Origin of the sequence: Streptoverticillium olivoreticuli subsp. olivoreticuli (genome assembly GCF_003391135.1) — a bacterium.
GTDB lineage: Bacteria > Actinomycetota > Actinomycetes > Streptomycetales > Streptomycetaceae > Streptomyces > Streptomyces blastmyceticus.
In genome coordinates this window covers 1,671,342-1,697,007 of record NZ_CP031455.1, presented here as the reverse complement: position 1 = coordinate 1,697,007, position 25,666 = coordinate 1,671,342, and the positions used below count along the sequence as shown (strand labels likewise).

The following is a 25,666-nucleotide window of genomic DNA, read 5'->3' as shown; positions in this document are numbered from 1 at the left end:
AGCTCGCCCCCTCGCTGCACAGCTCCGAGCTCAACCCCGACATCGCCTTCGCGGACACCCCCTTCCGCGTCCAGCGCGAACTCGCCGACTGGAAGCCGGCCGTCACCACGGACGGCGGGCGCGAGACCGTCCACCCCCGGCGGGCCGGCCTCACCTCGATCGGCGCGGGCGGGATGAACTCGCACATCATCGTCGAGGAGTACCGGGGCGCCCCCGCCCCGGCGTACGACCACGACGGCCGCGAACAGCTCTTCGTCTTCTCGGCGATGACCGACACCGCCCTCGCCGCCTCCCTCACCCGCTTCCGCGCCTACCTGGCCGACGCGGCGGAGGACTCGCTGCCGTCGATCGCGCACACCCTCCGCGTGGGCAAGAACGAACTCCCGCGCCGCTGGGCGTTCCTCGCAGGGGACAAGCGGGCGGCCCTCGCGGCCGTCGACCGCCACCTCGCGGGCGACACCGACGCCGCGCTCGCGAGCCACGACCGGCGCACGGGCACGGCCCGCACGCTCGCGACGGCATGGCTGAAGGGGAAGAGCGTCGACTGGAGCGAGCTGACCGGCCCGCGCCCGCCCCGGCGCGTCCCCCTGCCCTCCTACCCCTTCGAGCGGGTGCGCTGCTGGGCCGAGGAGGAGCCGGAGGCGCCGTCCGTGACCGCGCCGCTCGCGCTCCGGGAGAAGCTCCACCCGTTCCTCGGCCGCAACGCGTCCGACGTCGACGGGCTGCGCTACGTCCTCGACGTCCACCTCGACGACCTCCTCGACTACGGCCACCGGCACGACGGGGAACCCGCCGTCGCCCCGACCTTCGCCGTCGACCTGGCCCTCGCCGCCGCCAAGGTCTCCGGGTTCGCCGCCGCGCCGGTCGTACGCGGCCTCCGGCTGCCCGGCCCGGTCCCGTGGGCGTCCACCACCCGCCTGGTCACGACCTTCGCCGTCACGGGCGCCGAGGCCGCCTCCGGCGTCGTGACCGCCGAGGACGCGACCGGCGCGCGCACGGTCGTCGCCGAGTTCGACATCCACCCGGGCGGTGCGCCGACGCGCGCCCAAGAGGTCCTCCCGGTCGACGCGCTCGGACAGGACGCCGTACACGCCCTGTCCGGGGACGAGTTCCTCGCCGAGCTCGCCGAGGGCGGGCTCGACCACGACCCGCTGTACTCCGGCGTCCGGAGCGCGTACTGGCTGCCCGGCGGACGGCTGCTCCTCGCCCTCGCCGCGCCGCGGCTCCGGCAGGACCACAGTGCACGCCACCTCACCCTCGCGCCGCACGTCCTCACGGCCGTCGCCCAGGGCCTGCTGCTCGTGGCGAAGCGCGCGCACGCGCCGCGGTGGGCCCGGTCGGCCCTGCACGGGATCGAGGAGGTCCGGGTCTCCGGCGCCCCCGCCGAGGTGGCCCACGCGCTCTTCGAGCCCGACGGCCCCCGCGGCCGCGTACGGCTCCTGGACCGCGCCGGCCGGACCGTCGCGGAGCTCACGGGAGTGCGGAGCGGCGACGGTGGACCACCGCGAAAGGAAGCGGACATGAAGAGGGAGGAGCGAACCGTGCCCGCCCCGCGGCCACAGCCCACGGCGGCTCCCGCGCGGGACACGGCCACCGGCGCCGGGATCGTCCCGTTCGCCGTCGCCGAGCTGCGCGAACTCGCCTCCGCGATCCTGAAGTTCGCCCCCGGCGAGCTGGACGACCGCACGACGTTCGACGCCTTCGGCTTCGACTCGATCTCGCTCGTCACCTTCTCCGAGCGGGTACGCGAGCGCTTCGGGGTCACCCTGAGCCCCGCCGTCTTCTTCGACCTGCGGACGCTCGGCGCGCTGGGCCGGCACCTCGCCGAGGAGTTCGAGGGGCCCGTCCGCGAGGCGTACGCCCGGTCGCTGCCGGCGGAGGACGCCTCCCGGGCCGTCGGCACCGGGACTCGGCCCGCCCCCGCGGCCCCGGCCGCCGGCGCGCCGATGCCCATCGCTGTCGTCGGCGCGGCGGGCCGCTTCCCCGGCGCGCCCGACCTCGACACGTACTGGGCGAACCTGGCCGAAGGCAAGGACTCCGTCACGGACTTCCCCGCCCACCGCCACGGCGCGGCCTACGCCCGGGTCGTCGCGGACGCCGACTTCCCGAAGCGCGCGGGCGTCCTCGACGGCGCCGACGGGTTCGACGCGGGGTTCTTCCGGATCTACCCGCGCGAGGCCGAGCTCATGGACCCGCAGCACCGCCTGGCCCTGGAGACGGTCTGGAACGCCGTCGAGCACAGCGCGTACACCCCCGCCGCCCTGCCGGAGAACACCGGCGTCTTCCTAGGTGTCTCGGGCAACGACTACGCGACGCTGCTCACCACCCACGGCGTCGCGCCCGACGCCTTCACCTCGACGGGCAACGCGCACTCGATGCTCGCCAACCGGATCTCCTACGTCCTCGACGTGCGAGGCCCCAGCGAGCCGGTGGACACCGCCTGTTCGAGCTCGCTCGTCGCCGTCCACCGCGCGATGGAGGCCATCCGGTCGGGAGCCTGCGACGCCGCGATCGCCGGCGGTGTGAACCTCCTCCTGAGCGTCGACACGTTCGTGAGCGCGCACCGGGCCGGGATGCTGAGCCCGGACGGCCGGTGCAAGACCTTCGCGAGCGACGCGGACGGCTATGTGCGGGGCGAGGGCGTCGGCGCGGTCGTCCTGAAGCCCCTCGCCGCGGCCGAGCGGGACGGTGACGCCATCCTGGGCGTGCTCGTCGGCAGCGCCGAGAACCACGGCGGGCGTGCCAACTCGCTGACCGCGCCCAACGCCGACGCGCAGGCGGACCTGGTCACCGCCGCCATGGGCGCGCTCGACCCGGACACCGTCGGCTACATCGAGGCGCACGGCACCGGCACCGCCCTCGGTGACCCGGTCGAGGTGCGCGCGCTCACCACCGCGTTCCGCAGGCTGGGCGCCACCGGCCGGGGCACGTGCGGGCTCGGCTCGGTGAAGACGAACATCGGCCACCTGGAGGCGGCGGCGGGCATCGCCGGCCTGCTGAAGGTGCTGCTGGCGATGCAGCACCGCGTCCTGCCCGCGACGCTCAACTGCCGCGAGCCCAACCCGTACATCGAGCTCGACGGCGGCCCGTTCCGCATCGTGCGGGAGACGGAGCCCTGGCGGCGGCCGCGCGACCGCGAGGGCGCCCCCGCCCCGCGCCGGGCGGGTGTGAGCAGCTTCGGCTTCGGCGGCGCGAACTGCCACGTCGTGGTCGAGGAGTACGAGGACCACCAGGGTGACGACACGCACGAGGAGTACGAAGCTGTGGATGCCACCCACGGGAACGGCCGCGGGAACGGCCTGGCGGACGGCGCGGAGGCGCTGATCCCGCTGTCGGCCCGCACGAGCGAGCAGCTCCACGAGCGCGCGCGGGACCTCCTCGCGTACCTGGAGAAGACGGACGGGCCCGCCGGGCTCCACTCGATCGCGTGGACCCTGCAGACCGGACGCGTGGCCATGGCCGAGCGCGTCGGATGGGTGGTGGCCTCGCACGGTGAACTCGCCGACAGGCTGCGGGAGTTCCTCGCCGGTGACGGGCGCGCCGTCGGCGGCTCGCGAGGCCGGGTCGCGCACGACGGGGGTCCCACCGCGCACCCGCCCGTACCGGACGTCCGGCCCGGTGCCACGGCGGACGGCGACCTCACGTCGCTCCTGGCCCGCTGGAGCGAAGGCGCGGCCGTCGACTGGCGCGCCCTTCACGGGGCGCGGCCGCCGAAGCGGGCCCACCTGCCGGTGTACCCGTTCGCGTACGAGCGCCACTGGATCCCGGAAGGCCCGGAGGCTTCGGTGGCCGTCGGGGCCGTGACCGCCCGTACCCACACCCGGACCGGCACCCGCGTCGACCGGCGTCGCGACGGCGGGCCGGGGCAGGCCGCCGACTTGCGGGTCTCCGTCGACGAGCAGGCGGCCGCCGCTCCCCGCACCGTGCTTCTCGTCCCCGCCTGGGCACCCGCGCCTCTCGCCGGGGGCGGGGCGGGCGAACGCCCGTACGCCCACCGCGTCGTGATCCTCTGCGGCGCCCTCGCCCAGGCACGGCCGGACGTCGAGCGGCGCGTTCCCGGCGCCGGCTGTGTCACCGTCACCACGGCGGCGCAGCGCCTCGACAGCCGTTTCACCGACCTCTCGCGGCAGGTCTTCGAGGCCGTCCGCGACCTGGTCGCGGAGGAGCGCGACGGCACGACGCTCGTCCAGGTCGTCACGCCGTCGGGCGGTGACGACACCGTCGGCACGGCCCTCGCGGGCCTCCTGAGCACCCTGACCCTGGAGCACCCCCGGATCACCGGGCAGGTCATCGGTCTCGACGGCACCCCCGCGGGTGACACCGTCGCCGCGCTCGTCGCGGAGAACGCGCGCAGCGCCGGCGAGGACGCCGTCGTCCGCTACCGCGACGGTGAACGCGCCGTCCGCGAGTGGACTCCCGCGGCGCCCGGCACGGGTACGGCCGACATTCCGTGGCGCGCGGGCGGCGTCTACCTGATCACGGGTGGCGCGGGCGGCATCGGCGCCGTCGTCGCGCGGCGGATCGCCCGCGACGTCACCCGGCCGGTGCTCGTCCTCGTCGGGCGGCGGCCGCGCGACGGGCGCGCCGACGCGCTCCTCGGCGAGCTGAGGGCCCTGGGCGCAGAGGCCCGCTACGAGCGGGCGGACGTCTCCCGCTGGGAGGAGGTGCGCCACCTGGTCGCCCGCGTCCGCGAGGACGCAGGCGGGGTCCACGGCATCGTGCACTCCGCCGGGGTGCTCCACGACGCCGCGCTCGCGCGGCAGACACCGCGGGAGTGGGCCGAGGTCCTCGCGCCGAAGGTCGCCGGAACGGTCCACCTCGACCGGGCCACCGAGGCGGCGCCGCTGGAGTTCTTCCTCACCTTCTCGTCCGGCGCGGCCGTCACCGGGAACCGCGGCCAGGGCGCGTACGCCACTGCGAACGCGTTCCTCGACGAGTTCGCCGCGCTGCGCACCGCGCGCGCCGCGGCGGGGGAGCGGTCCGGACGGACGCTGTCCCTCGCCTGGCCGCTGTGGAAGGACGGCGGGATGACCGTCGACGACGCCGCGCGCGCCGCCCTCCGGCGCGATCGCGGCCTGGTGCCCATGGAATCGGCCGACGGCATCGCGGCCCTCCTGGACGCGTGGCGGCTCGGCGGCGACCGGGTGTGGGTGCACCACGGCGACACCGCGCGGCCGCCTGCCGGGGCCCGGACCGCTGTGGACCGGGCCCGCGCGACCGAGGAGAGAACGGCCCCGGCCGCCTCCGCGCGGGACACCCTCCGCCTCCTGGTCGACCTCTTCGCCCGCGTCACCGGATCGGCTCCCGGCACCGTCGACGCCGACGCGTCGCTGGGCGCCCTGGGACTCGACTCGATCATGGTGCTACAGCTGAACAAGGAGCTTTCCGCCGTGTACGGCGACGTCTCGAAGACACTCTTCTACGAGCGGCCGACGCTGCGCGCGGTCGCCGAGCACCTCGCGGCCGAACACGCGCCGCGGACCGCGCGCACGGACGCGGACACCGCCTGGGCCACGCGCCCCGCCGAGACCGACGAGCGGCCCCTGCCGGCCGTCGGCCCCGCCGCGCCGGCAGCGCCCGGGCCACGCGAGCCGATCGCCGTCATCGGGATGAGCGGCCGCTACCCGGGCGCCGGGAACGTCACCGAGTTCTGGGAGAACCTCAAGGCCGGGCGGGACTCGGTCCGCGAGATCCCGACCGACCGCTGGCCGCTGGAGGGCTTCTTCGAACCGGACCGCGACAAGGCCGTCGCGACCGGCCGCAGCTACAGCAAGTGGGGCGGTTTCGTCGACGACTTCGCGGCCTTCGACCCCCTCTTCTTCAAGATCGCGCCGCGCGACGCCTACGCGATGGACCCGCAGGAGCGGCTGTTCCTCCAGGCGTCCTGGGAGGTGCTGGAGGACGCGGGCTACACGCGTGAGGAGCTCGCGCGCCGCCACGGCCGGCGGGTCGGCGTCTTCGCGGGCGTCACCAAGTCGGGCCACGCCCGGCACGGCGCGGGACGGCTCCCCTCGGGCGGGACGGTGGTGCCCGGCCTGTCCTTCGCGTCGGTCAGCGCGCGCACCTCGTACGTCCTCGACCTGCGCGGCCCCAGCCTGACGGTCGACACGATGTGCTCGGCGTCGCTCACCGCGATCCACGAGGCGTGCGAGAACCTCCACCGGGGATCCTGCGAGGTCGCCATCGCGGGCGGCGTGAACCTCTACACGCACCCGCTCGACTACACCGAGCTGTGCCGCTCCACGATGCTGGCGTCCGGCGCGCGCTGCCGGAGCTTCGGCGCCGGCGGTGACGGCTTCGTCCCCGGCGAAGGCGTCGGCTGCGTGCTGCTGAAGCCGCTCTCCCGCGCCCTCGCCGACGGGGACCGCGTGCTCGCGGTGATCCGGGGGACGAGCGTCAACCACGGCGGGCACTCCCACGGTTACACCGTCCCGAACCCGGGCGCCCAGGCGGAGCTGGTCCGCGACGCCCTGGACCGCGCGGGCCTCTCCGCCCGCGACGTGAGCTACGTGGAGGCGCACGGCACCGGCACGGAGCTGGGTGACCCGATCGAGGTGAAGGGCCTCACCACCGCGTTCGCACAGGACACGGACGACAGGGGGTTCTGCGCGATCGGTTCGGTGAAGTCGTCGATCGGCCACCTGGAGGCCGCGGCCGGCGTCGCCGGCCTCACCAAGGCCGTCCTCCAGCTGCGCCACGGACAGCTCGTGCCGAGCCTGCACGCCGAGGAGCCGAACCCGAACATCGACTTCGGCCGGACGCCGTTCTTCGTCCAGCGCGAACTCGCCCCCTGGCGGCCGGAACACGGTCGGCGGATCGCGGCGGTCTCGTCGTTCGGCGCGGGCGGCTCGAACGCGCACGTGATCCTGGAGGAGTACCGCGACGCCCACGACACCGGCTCGCCCGCGGCGGACGGTACCGAGCAGGTCGTCGTCCTCTCCGCGCGGACGCCGGACCGGCTCCGCGAGGCCGCCGCGCGCCTGGCGGACTTCCTCGACCGCGAGGAGGAGGGCGACAGGACCGTCCGCCTGGCCGACCTCGCCCACACCCTCCGCACCGGTCGCGAGGCGATGAAGGAGCGGCTCGCCGTGGCCGTGGTCTCCACGTCCGAGCTGCGCCGCGTCCTGCGCGCGTACCTCGCCGCGGGCGAGCCGGTGCCCGGCCTCCACCTCGGCACCGCCGGCGGCGCCCGGGGCGCCGCCGCCGAGATCGCCGCCGACTCCGACCTCCAGGAGCTCCTCGTGGCGCGCTGGGCCGCGGCCGGGAAGCTCGACAAGCTCGCCGCCCTGTGGGCCGGCGGCGTGGACCTCGACTGGCGCGCCCTCCACGGCCCCGCCGCCCGGCGGATCTCCCTGCCGACGTACCCCTTCGCCCGCGACCGGTTCTGGATCGGCGACCTGGAGCCGGCGGGCGGGAACCACCCGGCCCCGGCCTCCGGCGGGAGCACGGCGACCGTGGCGCCGGAGCGGCCGGACCCGCACACCCGGCCCGGCACCCCCGCACCGCCCACCGGGCCGCGGGAGACGCCCGGTGACCGGGACCCGCTCGACTCCTACGTGCCGCGGGTCGTCCGCGAGAAGATCGCGGCCGCGCTCGCCATGGACGAGGACGCCCTCGACGGCAGGCTCGCCTTCGCCGACTACGGCGTGGACTCCATCCTCGCCGTCCGCACCGTGCACGAGCTCAACGAAGCGCTCTCGCTGTCCCTTCCGACGAGCGTCCTCTTCGACCACAGCTCCGCCGACCGCCTCACCGCGCACCTGCTCGCCGACCACGGCGACAGCATCGCGCCCCCGGCGGCCGCGGCCGTCACCACCGCGTCCGCCGCGGACCGGCCGCGCGACGTCCCCCGCCCGCCGGCCGGCGCGCGGGAGCCGATCGCCGTCGTCGGGATGAGCGGCCGGTTCGCCGGCGCCGACTCCCTCGACGAGCTGTGGCGGCACCTCGCCGACGGCGACGAACTCGTCACCGAGGCGACCCGCTGGGACCTCCGGGGCAGCGGTGACGACGCGTCGGACCGCTGCACGCGCGGCGGGTTCCTCGACCGGATCGACACCTTCGACCCGATGTTCTTCAACATCTCCGGCGCCGAGGCCGCCGTCATGGACCCACAGCAGCGGCTCCTCCTGGAGGAGTCGTGGAAGGCCCTGGAGGACGCCGGGTACGCCGGCCGGACGGGCGACGGCCGCTGCGGCGTCTACGTCGGCTGCTGGGACGGCGACTACCAGGAGGTCGTCGGCGAGGACGCGCCCGCCCAGGCGTTCTGGGGCAACACCGCCTCGTTCGTCCCCGGCCGCGTCGCCTACTTCCTCGACCTCAAGGGCCCCGCGATCGCGGTCGACACCTCCTGTTCGAGCTCCCTCGTCGCCATCGACCTCGCCTGCAAGGACCTGTGGTCGGGCGAGACCGGCATGGCCCTCGCGGGTGGCGTGTTCGTCCAGGCCACACCGCGGCTGTACGAGCTCGCCGGGCGCGCCGGAATGCTGTCGCCGACCGGCCGCTGCCACACCTTCGACCACCGCGCCGACGGCTTCGTGCCCGGTGAGGGGGCCGGCGTCCTCGTCCTGAAGCGGCTGTCCGACGCCGTCGCCGACGGGGATCACATCCACGGCGTGATCCGCGGGTCCGGCGTCAACCACGACGGCGCGACCAACGGCATCACGGCGCCCAGCTCCGTGTCGCAGGAGCGCCTGCTCCGCGACGTCTACGAGTCGTTCGGCGTCGACGTCGAGCGGATCGGGCTCGTCGAGGCGCACGGCACCGGGACCAGGCTCGGCGACCCCATCGAGTTCCGGGCGCTCACCCGGGCGTTCCGCGCCGGCACCGACAAGTCCGGCTACTGCGCGATCGGTTCGGTCAAGACCAACCTCGGCCACACCCAGTACGCGGCCGGCGTCACCGGCGTCCTCAAGGTCCTCCTCGCGATGCGGCACGGGCAGATCCCCGCCTCGCTCCACTTCGAGACGGCGAACGAGGCCGTCCTGCTCGACGGCAGCCCCTTCTACCCGAGCACTCGCACCCACCCGTGGGAGACGCCCGACGGCACCCCGCGCCTCGGCGTCGTCAGCTCCTTCGGCGCGAGCGGCACCAACGCCCACCTGGTCCTCGAAGAGGCCCCGGCCGCGCACCGCGTCCCCGCGCCGCGCCCCGCCCACCTCGTCGTCCTCTCCGCGCGGTCGCGTGAACAGCTCGCCCGGCAGGTCACCGGCCTCGCCGAGCACTGCCGCCGCGAGACCGCCCTCGACACCGGCGACGTCGCCTGGACCCTCCTGGCCGGCAGGGAGCACTTCGCCCACCGCTTCGCCTGCGTCGTCCGCGACCGCGCCGAGCTCCTGAGCGTCCTCGCCGAAGGCCTCGACGGCCCACGGGCGTTCACCGGCGAGGCCGCGACCTCCCGCAAGAAGCACACCGGCACCGCCGCCGACCGGGACCGGGGCGAGGAGTGCCTGCGCCGCTGCGCCTCGCCGAGCGGCACGGACCACACCTACCGCACGGACCTCGGCACGCTCGCCGGGCTCTACGCCCGGGGCACCGCGCTCGACTACGACCGGCTGTTCCCGGCCGGCGCCCACCTGCGCGTACCGCTGCCCACCTACCCGTTCGCCCGCGAGAGCCACTGGGCCGCGCCCACGCCCCCGGCGGCCGCGCGTGCCACCGAACAGCCCGTCACCTCTCCCGTCCCGGACCACCCCCTCGTCCACGCGACGACCCCCGTGCCCGGCGAGCCCGGCGCGTCGCGCACCCTCCCCGACGCCCACGCGTCGCGCCGCGCGGCCGAGCCGGTGCCCGCGCTCCACACGACCGTCTGGGACGCCGTCCCCGCCGGGACGCTCAAGGCGGCCGTACCGAGCCGCGGGCAGCGGGTCCTCGTCGTCGGGGGCACCGCCGAGCAGCGCGCCGCCCTCACCGTCGCCCACCCGCTCGCCGAGCACTGGAGCCTCGCACCCGGCGCCCCGGCCGACGAGGCCGCCCGCGCCGTCGAGGCCGCCGGCCCGATCGACCACCTCCTGTGGCTCGCCCCCGGCACGGAGCTCGCACCGGACGACGCCGCCGGCTTCGTCGCCGCCCAGGAGGAAGGCGTCATCGCCGCCTTCCGCATGATCAAGGCCCTGGTGCGCACCGGGCACGACGCGCGTCCCCTCGGCATCACGCTGGTGACCCACCGCGCCCTCGCCACCCACGCCCACGAGGACGTCAGCCCCGCCCACGCCGGCCTCCACGGCCTGTTCGGCTCGGTCGGCCTCGAACACACCCACTGGACGGTCCGGCGCGTCGACCTCGACGGCACCGACTGGCCCACGGACCTCACCTCGCTCCCCGCCCACTCGGGCGGCGACACCTGGGTCCGGCGCGCCGGCCAGTGGCTCGCCCGCCGGCTCGCCCCCTGCGAGGCCGGGCCCCGGCCCGCGGCCCCGTACCGCGAGGGCGGCGTCTACGTCGTGATCGGCGGCGCGGGCGGCCTCGGCACGGCGTGGACCCGGCACGTCGTCGAGCGGTACGGCGCGAAGGTCGTCTGGCTCGGCCGCCGCCCGCACGACGCCTCCATCGACGCGAAGCTGCGCGCCGTGAGCGGCCGCGGCGAGGTGAGCTATCTCTCCGCCGACGCCACGGACCCCGCCGCCCTGCGCCGCGCCCGCGTCGAGATCACGGCCCGTCACGGCCGGATCCACGGAGTCGTCCAGGCGGCGCTCGCCCTCATGGGCGCGGAGCTGCTGGCCGGCATGGACGAGGCCACGCTCCGCGAGAGCCTCGCGGCGAAGGTCGACGCGACCGTCACCATGGCCCAGGTCTTCGCGGACGAGGCACTCGACTTCGCCCTGTTCTTCTCCTCGATCCAGACGTTCATGCCCGTCGCGGGCCAGGGCAACTACGCGGCCGGCTGCGCCTTCGGCGACTCCTACGCCCACTTCCTGTCCCGGCGCATGCCCTTCCCCGCCAAGGTGATGAACTGGGGCTGGTGGGGGAGCGTCGGCACGGCCACCTCCGACTTCCACCAGGAGCGCATGACCCGGTCGGGCCTCCTCTCGATCGAGCCCCCGGAGGCCATGGCGGCCCTCGACACCCTCCTCGCCGGCCCGCAGGACCAGCTGACCTTCGTCAGGACGGCGAGGCCCGACGTGCTGGCGGCCGTCGACCCGGCCACCCGCACGACCGTGTACCCGCGCACGCCGTCCCCCGTCGAACCCGGCGTGGTCACGGCCCGTCCCCTGGAGCCGGCCGACCGGAACGCCCTGAGCGCGGCCGCCGCGTGGCGGGCCGGGGAATGGGACCCGGTCCTCGCCAGGATGCTCCGCGCCCACCTCGACGCCCTCGGCGCCACCCCCGGCCCCGGCGACACGCACACCGACGTCACGGCGCTCCGGACCCGCGCCGGCATCCACGAGCGGTACACGCCCTGGCTGGAGCACTCGCTCCGCGCCGCGCCCGCCTCTGCCCCCTCCCTCGACGAGGTCACCCGCGAGTGGGACGAGCGCCGCGCGGCCTGGTCGGCCGAACCCGGAAGGAAGGCCCGGCTGGAGCTCGTCGACACCATGCTCCGCGCGCTGCCCGGCATCCTCACCGGCGCGGTCCGGCCCACGGACGTGATGTTCCCGCGCGGCTCCGTCGAACTCGTCGAGGGCTGCTACCGGAACAACCAGGTGGCGGACACCTACAACCGCGCCATGTGCGACGCAGCCGTCGCGATCGTGACCGAGCGGCTGGACAAGGACCCCGGCGCGCGGCTGCGCATCCTGGAGATCGGCGCCGGCACCGGAGGGACCAGCGCCGGGATGTTCGCCGCGCTGCGCCCCTACCGCGAGCACATCGGGACGTACACCTACACCGACCTGTCGCAGGCGTTCCTCAACGACGCGCGCGCCTCGTACGGGACGGACGTGCCGTACCTCACGTGCGCCAGGCTGGACGCCGAACAGCCCCTCGCGGGCCAGGGGATCGACCCCGGAAGCTATGACCTCGTCATCGCCGCCAACGTCCTGCACGCCACACGCGACACCCGGAACACCCTCCGCAACGTGAAGGCGGCCCTCCGGGACGGGGGCTGGCTCCTCCTCAACGAGCTCTCCGGGTTCGACCTCTTCGGACACCTCACCTTCGGGCTGCTGGACGGCTGGTGGCTCTTCGAGGACACCTCGCTGCGCGTCCCCGGCTCGCCCGCGCTGTCGCCCGAGCGCTGGCGCGAGGTGCTGGAGGGCGAGGGCTTCCCGTCGGTCGTCATGGTCCTGCCGGAGGCGCGTGAGCTCGGCCAGCAGATCATCGCCGCCCGGAGCGACGGCATCGCCCGGCAGCGGGTCGAGGGCCGCACGGCCCGGCCGGTGTCCGGGGCGGCGGGGGAGCCGCGCGGCGGCATCACGCCGGAGCCCTCCCTCCCGGAGCCCTCCCTCCCGGAGCCCTCCCTCCCGGAGCCCGTGGCGCCGGAGCCCTCCGCCACGGCGGCGACGACGCCTGCACCCGCCGTCGTCGAAGCCCGTACGGACGGCCGCGCCACCGCGGCCATCCGCACCGAGGCCATGATCGGCTACCTCCGCGACAAGGCGGCCGCCACGCTGAAGATCCCCGCGGAGAAGATCGACCCGTCGGTGCCACTCGCCGACTACGGCATGGACTCCATCTTCATCCTCCGGCTCACCGGCACCCTGCGCGAGGACCTCGGCGAGGTGCCCACCACACTCCTCTTCGACGTGGAGACCGTCGGGGAGCTCGCCGAGCACTTCCTCGGGACCGGCACCGCCCGGGTGGAGGCGCTCCTCACGAGCCTGCTGCCCGCCCCGGCGGAGGAGGAGACGCCCGAGCCCGCCGACGAACCGGCGCCCGCGCCAGGACCCGAGCGGTCGGGCCTGTCCCAGGCCCAGCTGGGCCTCTGGCTCACCCAGCGGATCTCCCCGGACACGACGGCCTACCACGTCCCCCTCGTCTTCGAGGTCCGTGGCGAGCTCGACGAGCGCGCGCTCGAAGCGGCCGTCCGCTCCCTGACCGACAGGCACCCGGTGCTCGGCGCGGTCTTCCGCGAGGACGACGGCGTGCCGTACATGGAGACCGGCGGACCGCGCCGCGTCCCGTTCGCACGCGCCGATCTCGTCGCGGAGTCGCACGCCGTCCGGGTCGCCCGGGTCCGCGAGAAGGTGACCGTTCCCTTCGACCTCGCGGACGGGCCCCTCGCCCGCGCGCACCTCCTGACCTTCGTGACGCCGGACGGCACGGAGGAGGCGCGCCGCGTCCTGCTGATCACGGCGCACCACATCGTCCTCGACGGGATCTCGGCCGGACTCCTCGTCCGCTCGCTGACCGAGGCCTACCGCGCCGCCGTGCGGTCCGCAGGGGCCCCGGAGGCCCTCGAAGGGCCGGCCGAGAGCGCCGGGTATGCCGAGTTCACGGCCTGGGAGGCCGCGATGCTCGACAGCCCCGAGGGCGAGGCGCACCTCGCCTACTGGACCCAGGAGCTGCGCGCCCCCCGGCGGGCGCTCGACCTCCCCGGCGACCGGCCCTTCGACCCGGCGGCCACCCCGCGCGGCGAGGAGGTGACCGCGAAGCTCACGCCCGAGCTGTCCGCGGCGCTCACCGCCCGCGCACGTGAGCGCCGGGCCGGCCTGGCCGTGGTCTTCCTCGCCTCGTACATGGCGTTCCTGCGCCGGGTGACCGGGGAGTCCGACCTCGTCGTCGGCCTCCCGGCCGCCGGTCGCCCCGACGCCCGCTTCCGCGACGTCGTCGGCCACTTCGTGAACCTGCTGCCGATCCGCTGCGCCGTCGACGGCGACGACACCTACGGGGACCTCCTCACGTCGGTGCGGCGCGCGGTGCTGGGTGGCCTCGAACACGCCGCCTGCCCGTTCCCGGCGATCGTCCGTGCCCTCGACGTACGGCGCGACGGGACCCGGTCGCCACTGGTCCGCACCAGCCTCTCGTACCAGAACTTCGAAGAGGCCGCGCTGTTCACCGACGCCAGGGAGGCGGCCCCCGGCGAGCTCGGCCTCCAGGTCTTCGAAGGTGTGCGCCAGGAGAGCGAGTTCGAGCTGGAGGCGGAGATCCTCCAGGAGGCCGACGGCTTCCGCCTCTACCTCAAGTACGACGCCAACCGCTTCGACGCGACGACCGCCCAAGGGCTGCTCGACGCGTGGTGCGCGCTGCTGGAGCGCGTGGCGCACGAACCGGACGGGCGCGTCGGCGACGCGACACCGTCCGCCGGGGAGGCGGACGCGTCGGCGACGCTGTGCGCGCTCTTCGCCGAGACCCTGAAGCTCGGTCGAGTGAGACCCCACGACGACTTCTTCACCCTGGGCGGCGACTCGCTCCAGGCCGCCCGGCTCGCCGCCCGGGCCGGCCGCGCCCTCGGTGTGGAGCTGTCGACGCGGGAGGTGTTCGAGGCGCCGACCCCCGCGGCGCTGGCGGCGCTGGCGACACGGCCGGCGCGCGAGGCCGTACCCGCGCGGCCGGTGCTCCGCAGGATGTTCCGAGAAGGAGATGCTTCATGATCCCGTTGTCGTTCGCGCAGCAGCGGCTGTGGTTCCTGCACAAGCTGGAGGGACCCGGCGCCACGTACAACCTCCCCTTCGCGCTACGGCTGACGGGAGAACTGGACACCGACGCCCTGGAGGCGGCACTCCGTGACGTGATCGGCCGGCACGAGAGCCTGCGCACCGTCTTCCCCGAGACCGCGGGCGTACCCCGGCTGCTCGTCCTGGACCAGGTCGAGGCCTGGCCCGGCATGAAGATCGTGCCCGTCTCCGAGGACGCCCTGGAGGCGGAGACCGAGAACGCGGCACGGTACGCCTTCGACCTGTCCTGCGAACCGCCCCTGCGGGCGACGCTCCTGCGGCTGTCGGAGCGGCAGCACGTCCTCGTCGTCACGCTGCACCGGATCGCCGGCGACGGCTGGTCGCTGGGCCCGCTGGCCCGCGACCTGTCGACGGCCTACGCGGCCCGGCGCGAGGGCGGGGCGCCGGACTGGACGGAACTCCCCGTGCGGTACACGGACTACACCCTGTGGCAGCGCGAGCTGCTCGGCGCCGAGGACGACCCCGACGGCCTCCTGGCCCGGCAGGGCGCCTACTGGCGGCAGGCGCTGGACGGCGCGCCGGAGGAGCTGGCGCTGCCCCACGACCGGCCGCGGCCGGCCGTCGCGTCCTACCGCGGCGGACACGTGTCCTTCGCGCTCGGCCCCGAGCTGCACGCCGGTCTGCGACGGGCCGCCCGCGAGCACGGCACGACCCTGTTCCTGGTCCTCCAGGCCGGCCTCGCGGCGATGCTCTCCCGCATGGGCGCCGGTGAGGACATACCCGTCGGCTTCGACGTGACCGGGCGCCCGGACGAGGCCCTCGACGGCCTGGTCGGCCTCTTCGCCAACACCCTCGTCCTGCGCACCGACGTGTCCGGCGACCCCACGTTCACCGAGCTGCTGGGCCGGGTGCGGGAGCGCGCCCAGGAGGCCTACGGGCACCAGGACGTGCCCTACGAGCACCTGGTCGCGGCCCTCGCCCCGGCCCCCTCCGCCGCCCGCCACCCCCTCTTCCAGGTGGCGCTGCTGCTCCGGCACCAGCAGGCCGAGTTCGCCTTCCCCGGCCTGCGGACCCGGCCGGAGTGGCCGGGCACCGGCACCTCCCGCTTCGACCTGTCCTTCTCCCTCGCCGAACGGCTGGGCGCGGACGGTGCCCCGGCCGGGCTCGACGGCACCCTGGAGTACGCCGCCGAACTCTTCGACCACCCCACGGCCGTGGCGCTGGCCGCCCGCCTCACACGCGTCCTGGAGCAGGCCGTGGCCGCGCCGGGCGTGCCCGTGGGCCGCCTGGAGGTGCTGTCCGCCCGGGAGCGCCACGACGTCCTGGAAGGCTGGAACGACACCGTCCGCGAGGGCGGCGTGGGCGATGTGGTGGAGTGCGTCCGGGAACTCTCGGAGGCCCGGCCCGACCACGTCGCCGTGGTCGACGGCTCGGGCGAGGTGAGCTACGCCGCCCTGGCCGCGCGAGCCGCCGGCGTGACGGCCCGGCTGCGGGAACTCCCGGAGTGGGAGCGCGGCCGGGTGGTCGGCCTGCTGGCCGGGCCCGGCACCGGGTTCGTCGCGGGCGTCCTCGGAGTGCTGGGCGCCGCGGGCGCGTTCGTCCCGCTGGACCCGGCGGCCCCGGCCGGCCGCTCCGGGGGCGTGGTCGCCGACGGCGGCGTGCGCGTCCTGCTGGTGGAGGAGGGGCTGGAGCCCCTGGCCGCGCAGGTGGTGGCCGCCTCCGGTGCCGAGGTGCCGGTGCTGCCGCTGCGCGCCGCCGACGACGGCCGGCCGCGGCCCTGGGACGTGGCCCCGGCGTCCCCGCTGGACCTCGCCTACGTGATCTTCACGTCCGGTTCGACCGGCCGCCCGAAGGGCGCCATGGTCCACCGCGGCGGCATGGCCAACCACCTCTCCGCCAAGGTCGCCGACCTCAGGCTGACCGCCGAGGACGCCGTCGTCCAGAACGCCCCGCTCACGTTCGACGTCGCCGTCTGGCAGATGCTCGCGCCGCTGGCCATCGGCGGCCGCGCCCGCGTCGTCGACCACGCCACGGCCGCCGACCCCGAGGCCCTGTTCGGCGTCGTGGAGGACGAGGACGTCACCGTCCTGGAGGTCGTCCCCTCCCTGCTGCGCACCGCCCTCGACGCCTGGGACGCCGGGCTGCGCGCACCGGACCTCACGGGCCTCCGGTGGCTGATGGTCACCGGCGAGGAACTGCCGCCCGAGCTGTGCGACCGCTGGTTCGCCCGCTACCCGGACGTGCCCGTCGTCAACGCCTACGGGCCCACCGAGTGTTCGGACGACGTCGCCCACGCGGTGCTCACAGGCCCCGTCACCGGTGCCCGCACCCCCATCGGCAAGCCCGTGCGCAACACCCGCTTCTACGTCCTGGACGAGCGGCTGCGCCCGGTCCCCGTCGGCGTCCCCGGCGAGCTGTACGTCGCCGGGCGCGGCGTCGGCCGCGGCTACGTGGCCGACCCGGTGCGCACCGCCGCCGTGTTCGTGGCCGACCCCTACGCCCCGGCCCCCGGGGAGCGCATGTACCGCACCGGCGACCAGGTGCGGTGGCGGGCCGACGGGCAGCTGGAGTTCCTGGGCCGCCGCGACTTCCAGATCAAGGTCCGCGGCCACCGCGTCGAACTCGGCGAGATCGAGGCGGCCCTGCGCGGCGTGCCCGGCGTCACCGGCGCCGTCGCCTCCCTCGCCCACGACCCCGCCGGGCGGCCCCAGCTGTGCGGCTACGTCACCGGAGCCACCGACCCGGCGGCCGTGCGCGCCCACGTGGGCGGACTGCTGCCCGGCTACATGGTCCCCGCCGTCGTGACGGTCCTGCCCGCCCTGCCGCTGACCGCGCACGGCAAGATCGACCGCAAGGCCCTGCCCGCCCCGGACCTCTCCGCCGTCACCGCGACCGCCTCACGGCCGCCGCGCACCCCGGCCGAGGAGATGCTCTGCGGCCTCTTCGCCGAGATCCTCGGCGTCGACGCCGTCGGCGCCGAGGACAGCTTCTTCGACCTCGGCGGCCACTCGCTCCTGGCCACCCGGCTGGCCTCCCGCGTCCGCACCGCGTTCGGGGCCGAACTGCCCGTACGGGACGTCTTCGAGGCACCCACGCCCGCCGGCCTGGCCATCCGCCTGGACACCGCCGCGGCGGCGCGCCCCGCGCTGGCGCGCCGGCCCCGCCCCGAGCCGGTCCCGCTGTCGTACGCGCAGCAGCGGCTGTGGTTCCTCCACAAGCTGGAGGGCCCCGGCGCCACCTACAACATGCCCGCCGCCATGCGGATGTCGGGCGAGCTGGACGTGCCCGCCCTGGAGGCGGCCCTCCGCGACGTGATCGGCCGGCACGAGAGCCTGCGGACCGTCTTCCCCGAGACCGCGGGCGTCCCCCGGCAGCTGGTGCTCGACCCGGCCGAGGCGTGGCCCGGCCTGACCGCCGTGCCCGTCCCCGAGGAGGGCCTGGCGGCGGAGATCGAGGCCGCGGCCCGGCACGGATTCGACCTGTCCTGCGAACCCCCGGTCCGCACGACCCTGCTGCGGGTCTCCGAGCGGGAGCACGTCCTCCTGTTCGTCCTGCACCACGTCGCCGGCGACGGCTGGTCCCTCGGCCCGCTGACGCGCGACTTGTCCGAGGCCTACCGCGCCCGGCGCGCCGGACACGGCCCCGACTGGGCCGAACTGCCCGTCCAGTACGTCGACTACACGCTGTGGCAGCGCGAACTGCTGGGCGCCGAGGACGACCCGGACAGCGTGATGTCCCGCCAGGTGGCCTACTGGCGCGACGAGTTGGCCGGAGCCCCCGGGGAACTGGCCCTGCCTTACGACCGGCCCCGGCCCGCCGTCGCCTCCCACCGGGGCGGGTACGTCCCGTTCGAGGTGGGACCCGAGCTCCACGAGGGGCTGCACCGGGTGGCCCGCGAACACGGCGCCACCTCCTCCATGGTGCTCCAGGCCGGGCTGGCCGCCCTGCTGACCCGGCTCGGCGCGGGCGAGGACATCCCCATCGGCTTCGGCGTCGCCGGCCGGCTCGACGACGCCCTCGACGGACTGGTGGGCTTCTTCGTCAACACCCTCGTCCTGCGCGCCGACCTCTCCGGCGACCCGACGTTCGCCGAACTCCTCGGCCGCGTACGGCGGTCGGCGCTGGCCGCCTACGCCCACCAGGACGTGCCGTTCGAGCACCTCGTGGAGACCCTCGCCCCGGTCCGCTCGGCCGCCCGCCACCCGCTCTTCCAGGTCGCGCTCGTGCTCCAGAACAACCGGCGCGCCGAGATCGACCTGCCCGGCCTGCGCACCCACATGGAATGGGCGGGCACCGGCACCTCCCGGCTCGACCTCTTCTTCTCCCTGGACGAGCGGGAGGACGCCGAGGGCCGTCCGGTGGGCCTGGACGGAGTCGTGGAGTACGCCACCGAGCTGTTCGACCGCGCCACGGTCGAAGGGCTCGTCGGCCGCCTGCTGCGGGTCCTGGAGCAGGCCGTCGCCGACCCCGGCGCCCCCGTGGGAGAGCTGGACCCGCTCTCCGCGCGGGACCGCCACGACGTGCTCGACGGCTGGAACGACACCGCCGTGGAACTGTCCGGCCCGGCGACCCTGCCCGCCCTCTTCGAGGACCGGGCCGCCCGCACGCCCGCCGCGGTGGCGGTCGACCACGGCGGCGAGGAGACGACCTACGCCGAACTGGACGCCCGCGCCGGCCGACTGGCACGGCGCCTGACCGCCGCCGGCGTGGGCTCCGGGGACCTCGTGGCGCTCGCCCTGCCGCGCTCCGCCGAACTTCTCGTCGCGGTGCTGGGCGTGCTCAAGGCCGGCGCCGCCTACCTGCCGCTGGACCCCGGATACCCGGACGCGCGGATCCGCTTCATGCTCTCCGACGCCGCCCCGAAGCTGCTGCTGACGGACGGCCCGACCGCGAAGACGCTCCCCGGGACCGGCGTGGAGCACTGGCTCCTCGACGCCCCGGAGACCGCCGCGGCACCGGACGCGCCCGTACGGCCCCCGCGCCCGGACGACCCGGCGTACGTCATCTACACCTCCGGCTCGACCGGCCGTCCCAAGGGCGTCGTCGTCCCGCACAAGGGCCTGCCCGCCCTCGCCGCCGCCATGGCCGCGGGCCTCGCGGTCGACACCACGAGCCGGGTGCTCCAGCTCTCCTCGCCCAGCTTCGACGCCTCCGTCTGGGACCTCCTCATGGCCCTGGCCGGCGGCGGCACCCTGGTCCTGCCCGACACCGACGGGGCGCCGGTCGGCGAGGCGCTCGCCGGGACCCTCGCGGCACGCCGGATCACCCATCTGTCGATCACCCCCACGGCGCTGGAGGCCGTGCCCCCGGGCGCCGAGTCCACGCTCGGCCTCCTGCGCACCGTCGTGACCGGCGGCGAGATCTGCCCCGCGCCCCTGGTCGAACGGTGGGCCCCCGGGCGGCTGATGGTCAACGTCTACGGGCCGACCGAGGGCACGGTGTGCGCCACCATGAGCGGCGCCCTGTCGGCGGAGACCGTCGGCACCGGACCGGTGCCCATCGGCCGCCCGATCACCAACGCCCGCGTGTACGTCCTGGACGCCCGGCTGCGCCCGGTGCCGCCGGGTGTGGCCGGCGACCTGTACCTGGCGGGCCCCGGCCTCCTCGCCCACGGCTACCTGAACCGGCCGGGCCTGACGGCGGGACGCTTCGTCGCCTGCCCGTTCGGCGCCCCCGGTGAGCGGATGTACCGCACCGGCGACGTCGTGGCCTGGACGCCCGGCGGACAGCTGGTGTTCCGGGGCCGGGCGGACGAGCAGGTGAAGGTCCGCGGCCACCGGGTCGAACTCGGCGAGATCGAGGCCCGCCTCCTGGAACACCCCTCGGTGGGCCGGGCCGCGGTCGTGGCCCGCGAGGAGACCCCGGGTGACGTGCGCCTGGTCGCGTACGTCGTCCCCGCCTCCGGCGCGGACGCTCCCGGCGGGGAACTCGTCGACGAATGGCGGGACATCCACGACCAGGTGTACGCGGCCTCCGGGCCGGCGCCCTGGGGCGAGGACTTCCGCGGCTGGGACAGCACCTACGACGGTGAGCCGATCCCGCTGGAGCAGATGCGGGAGTGGCGGGACGCGACGGTGGCCCGGATCGCCGAGCTGCGGCCGCGCCGCGTGCTGGAGATCGGCGTCGGCGCCGGCCTGCTGCTGTCCCGGCTGGCCGGACACTGCGAGACGTACTGGGGCACCGACTTCTCCCCGGCCGCCGTGGCGAGGCTGACCGCCCACGTCGCCGCCGACCCGGAGCTCGCCGGGAAGGTCGAACTGCGCTGCCGGCCCGCCGACGACGTCGACGGACTGCCGGCGGACTTCTTCGACACCATCGTGATCAACTCCGTCGCGCAGTACTTCCCCGACGCCGGCTACCTCTCCGAGGTCCTCGGCAAGTGCATCGGCCTGCTCGCACCGGGCGGCACCGTGTACGTCGGCGACGTACGCAACCTGCGGACGCGGCGCGCCCTCCAGGCGGGCGTGGCGGGCCACCGGCCGGCCGCCGACACCTTCGGGCCGGACGGGACCGACGCGCTCGACCACGCGATCGACGCCGAGTCCGAACTCCTGGTGGCCCCGGAGTACTTCACCGCCCTGGCCGCCGCCGACGACCGGGTCACCGGCGTCGACATCCGCCTCAAGCGCGGCCTGCACCACAACGAGCTGACCCGCCACCGCTACGAGGCGGTGCTCCGCAAGGCATCCGGCACGGCCACGGTCCGGCCGGAGGCCGCGTTCCTGCCGGTGGACGGCCTGGAGGAACTGCCCTGGCAGCGGCTCGTCCCCGACGGTACGGGAACCGACGGCGTCGCCGCCCTCGCGGCCCGGCTGGCCACCGGCGGCACCGGACTGCGGATCACCGGCGTGCCCAACGGCCGCCTGCTGGCCGAGTTCTCCGCCCTGGCCGGACTCGGCCGCCCCGGCGACGTGCCCGCGACACCCGTCCAGGGCCCGGGAGCGGACCCGGAGGCGCTCTGCCGGCTCGGCGAGGCCCTCGGTCTGCGGCCCGTCGCCACCTGGTCGCCCGCCCGCCACGACACCTTCGACATCGCTTTCCTGCCCGCCGGCACCACCGGGCCGATGGCCGCCTGCACCCACCCGGAGGCCGACCCCGACCCCGCCGCGCACGTCAACACGCCGCTGGGCGCCCGCGGGCGCCGCGACCCAGGCGCGGACGTGCCCGCCCTGAAGCGGCACCTCGCCGAGGTCCTGCCGGCGTTCATGGTCCCGTCCGCCTACGTCACCCTCGACGAGCTTCCCATGACCGTGAACGGCAAGCTGGACCGCAGGGCCCTGCCCGAGCCCGCCCTCGCCGCCGCCCCGGCCGGACGCGCCGCGCGCACCCCCGTGGAGGAACTCCTCTGCGGCGCGTTCGCCGACGTCCTGGGCCTGGCGTCCGTGGGCGCCGACGACAACTTCTTCGACCTCGGCGGCCATTCGCTGCTCGCCACCCGGCTGGTCAGCCGGATCCGGTCGGCACTGGGCGCGGAGCTGACCCTCCGCGACCTCTTCGGCGCCCCCACCGTGGCCGAGCTGGCCGGACGGGTCGCGGAACGACGGTCCGATGCCGGGCGGCCCGCGCCGAGGCCGTACGAGCGCCCCGAGCGCGTCCCGCTCTCCCCGGCCCAGGACCGCACCTTCCGGATCGCACTGGACAACGCGGCGGCCTCCAGCACCCTGAAGAACATGCCCGTCGCCCTCCGGCTCGTCGGCGACACGGACCGGGCGGCCCTGGAAGCGGCGCTGACGGACGTCGTCGACCGGCACGAGGCGCTGCGGACGCTCTTCCCCGGCCCCGACGGCGACCGGTACCAGCGCGTGCTCCCGCCCGAGGACGCCCGCGTCACCCTGCCGGTCGTCACCACCACCGAGGCCGAACTGGCCGACCGGGTACGCGACGCCGCCCACCACGCGTTCGACCTGCGGAACGAACCGCCCTTCCGGGCCGTGCTGTTCGAGGTCGACGAGGGCGAGCACGTCCTCGTGCTGGTGTGGCACCACATCGCGGGCGACGGCTGGTCCGTCGGCGTGCTGCTCGGCGACCTCGCCGCCGCGTACGCGGCCCGGCGCGAGGGCACCGGCCCCCGCTGGGAACCGCTCGCCCTCCAGTACCCCGACTACACCCTCTGGCTGCGGGAACTGCTGGGCGACGCCTCCGACCCGGACAGCCTCGCCGCACGGGGACAAGCCTTCTGGAACGAGGCGCTGGCCGGCCTCCCGGCGGAGGTGACCCTCCCCATGGACCGGCCGCGGCCGGACAGCCCCACCCACCGGGGCGCGACCGTCCCCTTCGCGATCGCCCCGGAGGTCCACCGCGGCCTCCAGGAGCTGGCCGCCAAGCAGGACGCCACCCTGTTCATGGTGCTGCACACGGCCCTGGCCACCGCCCTGACCCTGACCGGCGCCGGCACCGACATCCCCGTCGGCACCCCGATCGCCGGCCGGGTGGACGAGGGCCTCGACGACCTCGTCGGCCTCTTCACCAACTACCTGGTCCTGCGGCTCGACACCTCGGACGACCCCGCCTTCACGGACCTCCTCCGCCGGGCCAGGGACGCCGACTTCGCCGCCTACGAGCACCAGGAGTACCCCTTCGCCGGCATGGTCGACGCCTGCGCCCCGCCCCGGCACCCGGGGCGCCACCCGCTGTTCCAGACCATGCTCGTCCTGCAGAACTACGCCGAATCCGCCCTGGAAATGCCGGGGCTGGCGATGGAGCCGTTCCCCGTGGACCACGTGTCGGCCCGCATCGACTTCTCCCTCCTGCTGACCGAGGCGCCCGGCGCCGACGGCATGAGCGGGCATGTGGAGTACGCCGACGAGCTGTTCGACCGGGAGACCGTCGAGCGCTTCTGCGCGGTCCTGACCGACGTCCTGCGGGCCGCCGGCGACCGTCCGGAGCTCCCCATCGGCCTGATGTCCCCCGCCGCCGCGACCCCCGCGCGCCCTCTGGCTGCCGCGATCCCCGAAGGAGACCAGCTGTGAACCCGTTCGACGACGCCGACGCGACGTTCCTCGTCCTGACCAACGCGGAGGGCCAGTACTCGCTCTGGCCCGCCTTCGCCGAGGTCCCGGCCGGCTGGACGGTCGCGTTCGGTGAGGACGGCCACGCGGCCTGCGTGGCCCACATCGAGGCGAACTGGACCGACATGCGGCCCAAGAGCCTGGCCGAGTCGACGGACGCGCAGTGCTGACCGGGGAACCCGGCATCCTGTCGACCATAGGCTCGACGCCCCTGGTCGAACTCGTCAGGCTCTTCCCGGACAGCCCCATCCGCGTGTTCGCGAAGCTCGAAGGGTTCAACCCGGCGGGCAGCATCAAGGACCGGCCCGCCCTGAGCATGCTGGAGGACCGCATCCGCCGCGGCGACCTCGTGCCGGGCGAGTCGGTGGTCGTGGAGTCCAGCTCCGGCAATCTCGGCATCGGCCTCGCACAGGTCTGCCGGTACCACGGCCTGCGCTTCATCTGCGTCGTCGACCCCAAGGCCAACAAGCAGAACATCGACATCATGCGCGCCCTCGGCGCCGAGGTGGAGATGGTGACCGAACCCGACCGGGAGACCGGCGACTACCTGCCCGCCCGCGTGGCCCGGGTACGCGAGCTGACCCTGACCGTCCCCGGCGCCTACTGGCCCAACCAGTACGGCAACACCCTCAACGCCCTCGCGCACCGGACCACGATGCGGGAGATCGACGAGGCGCTGCCCGGCGGCCTGGACTACCTGATCTGCTCGGCGAGCTCCTGCGGCACGCTCCGCGGCTGCGCGGACTACATCCGCGCGCACCGGCTCCCCGTGAAGATCGTGGCCGTGGACGCGCTGGGCAGCGCCATCTTCGACCCCTGCCCGCCCGCGGTCTCCCGGCTCCTCCCCGGGCACGGGGCCGCGACCCGGCCCCCGCTGCACTCACCCGACCTGGCCGACTCGGTCGTCCACGTCGGCGACCTCGACTGCGTCATCGGCTGCCGCCGGCTGGCCGCGACCGAGGCGATCCTCGCCGGCGGCTCCTCCGGCGCGGTCGTCAGCGCCCTGGACAGCCTGCGCCACGTCATCCCGGACGGCTCCACCTGCGCGCTCGTCCTGCCCGACCGCGGCGAGCGCTACCTCGGCACCATCTACAACGACGCCTGGGTCTCCGAGAACTTCGGCCGGATCCCCCGGCCGCACGACCTCACCGCGGACCTTTCGACAATGGAGAAGATCTCATGCTCGTCATAGGCAACCACACCGTCCACCGCACCCTGGACGGCAAGGAGCACGAGGTGCTCGACGCGGTCCGCGACGCCTATGTGGCACACGCGGTCGGCGACACCGCCGTACCCCACTCCGTCTTCCTCCGCTTCCCGGCCGACGACACGAACCGGATCATCGGCCTCCCCGCCTATCTCGGCGGCGACGCCCAGGTCGCCGGGATGAAGTGGATCTCCTCCTTCCCCGGCAACGTGGCGTCCGGGCGCCCGCGCGCCTCCGCCGCGATCATCCTCAACTCCCTGAGCACCGGACAGCCCGAGGCGCTGATCGAGGGCTCCACCATCTCCGCGCGCCGCACCGCGGCGAGCGCCGCGCTGGCCGCCCGGACGATGCCGGGCGAGACCCCGGACACCGGCGTCTCCCTCATCGGCTGCGGGGTCATCAACGCGGAGGTCCTGCGCTTCCTGAGGGTCGTCGCCCCCGATCTCCGCACCGTCCGCCTCTTCGACCTCGACCGCACGCGGGCGGAGGCCTTCGCCGAGGCCCACGCCACCGGCCTGACCGTCGAGTTCGCCGACTCGGTCGACGAGGCCCTGGCGGCCCACCGCCTCGTCTCCATCGCCACGACCGCGTCCACCCCGCACACCGGCCTCGACCACTGCCGGCCGGGCACGCTGGTCCTGCACCTCTCCCTCCGCGACCTCACCCCCGAGGCGATCCTCGACAGCGTGAACGTCGTCGACGACGCGGACCACGTGTGCCGCGCCTCGACCTCCCTCCACCTCGCCGAACAGCGCTCCGGCAACCGCGACTTCATCACGGCCGCCCTGGGCGACACCCTCGCCACGGGCCGCCCCGCTCCCCGCGACCCGCACAAGGTCACGGTCTTCTCCCCCTTCGGCCTGGGCATCCTGGACCTGGCCCTGGCCGACCTGGTCCGCACGGACGCCGAGAAGAACGACACGGCGGTCCGTCTGACGGACTTCCTGCCGGGGGAGTAA

General features: G+C 75.3%; 5 protein-coding genes (1 of these 5 running past the window's edge). All 5 read left to right on the top strand.

Annotated features, from left to right (window positions below):
* Tightly spaced (each overlapping or abutting the next), the 5 genes in view from DXZ73_RS07285 to sbnB form a layout consistent with a single transcriptional unit that may run on beyond the window.
* Nucleotides 1–14,468 carry the 3' portion of an SDR family NAD(P)-dependent oxidoreductase gene (locus DXZ73_RS07285; RefSeq protein WP_240351255.1) on the top strand. It extends 5,599 nt beyond the left edge of the window, so only the last 14,468 of its 20,067 coding nucleotides appear in the window; its start codon lies beyond the left edge, outside the window; it ends in the stop codon at nucleotides 14,466–14,468.
* The gene (locus DXZ73_RS40045; protein WP_116210190.1) at nucleotides 14,465–23,461 is read left to right on the top strand and encodes a non-ribosomal peptide synthetase; all 8,997 of its coding nucleotides are present in this window, start codon (nucleotides 14,465–14,467) and stop codon (nucleotides 23,459–23,461) included. Before DXZ73_RS07285 ends, DXZ73_RS40045 begins: the two co-directional genes overlap by 4 nt.
* Nucleotides 23,458–23,670, top strand: a complete 213-nt coding sequence (locus DXZ73_RS07275) for an MbtH family protein (protein ID WP_116210189.1) — start codon at nucleotides 23,458–23,460, stop codon at nucleotides 23,668–23,670. Before DXZ73_RS40045 ends, DXZ73_RS07275 begins: the two co-directional genes overlap by 4 nt.
* Complete coding sequence (sbnA, locus tag DXZ73_RS07270; protein ID WP_240351254.1) at nucleotides 23,664–24,692, top strand: 2,3-diaminopropionate biosynthesis protein SbnA; 1,029 nt, start codon at nucleotides 23,664–23,666, stop codon at nucleotides 24,690–24,692. The genes DXZ73_RS07275 and sbnA overlap by 7 nt, the downstream gene beginning before the upstream one ends.
* Entirely contained in the window at nucleotides 24,680–25,666 is a 987-nt protein-coding gene (gene sbnB, locus DXZ73_RS07265; RefSeq protein ID WP_116210188.1) for a 2,3-diaminopropionate biosynthesis protein SbnB, read from the top strand. Before sbnA ends, sbnB begins: the two co-directional genes overlap by 13 nt.

Bases quoted from the DNA above. Each gene is read 5' to 3' on its own strand.
- sbnB (WP_116210188.1), top strand. From the start codon at position 24,680: ATGCTCGTCATAGGCAACCACACCGTCCACCGCACCCTGGACGGCAAG.
- DXZ73_RS40045 (WP_116210190.1), top strand. From the start codon at position 14,465: ATGATCCCGTTGTCGTTCGCGCAGCAGCGGCTGTGGTTCCTGCACAAG.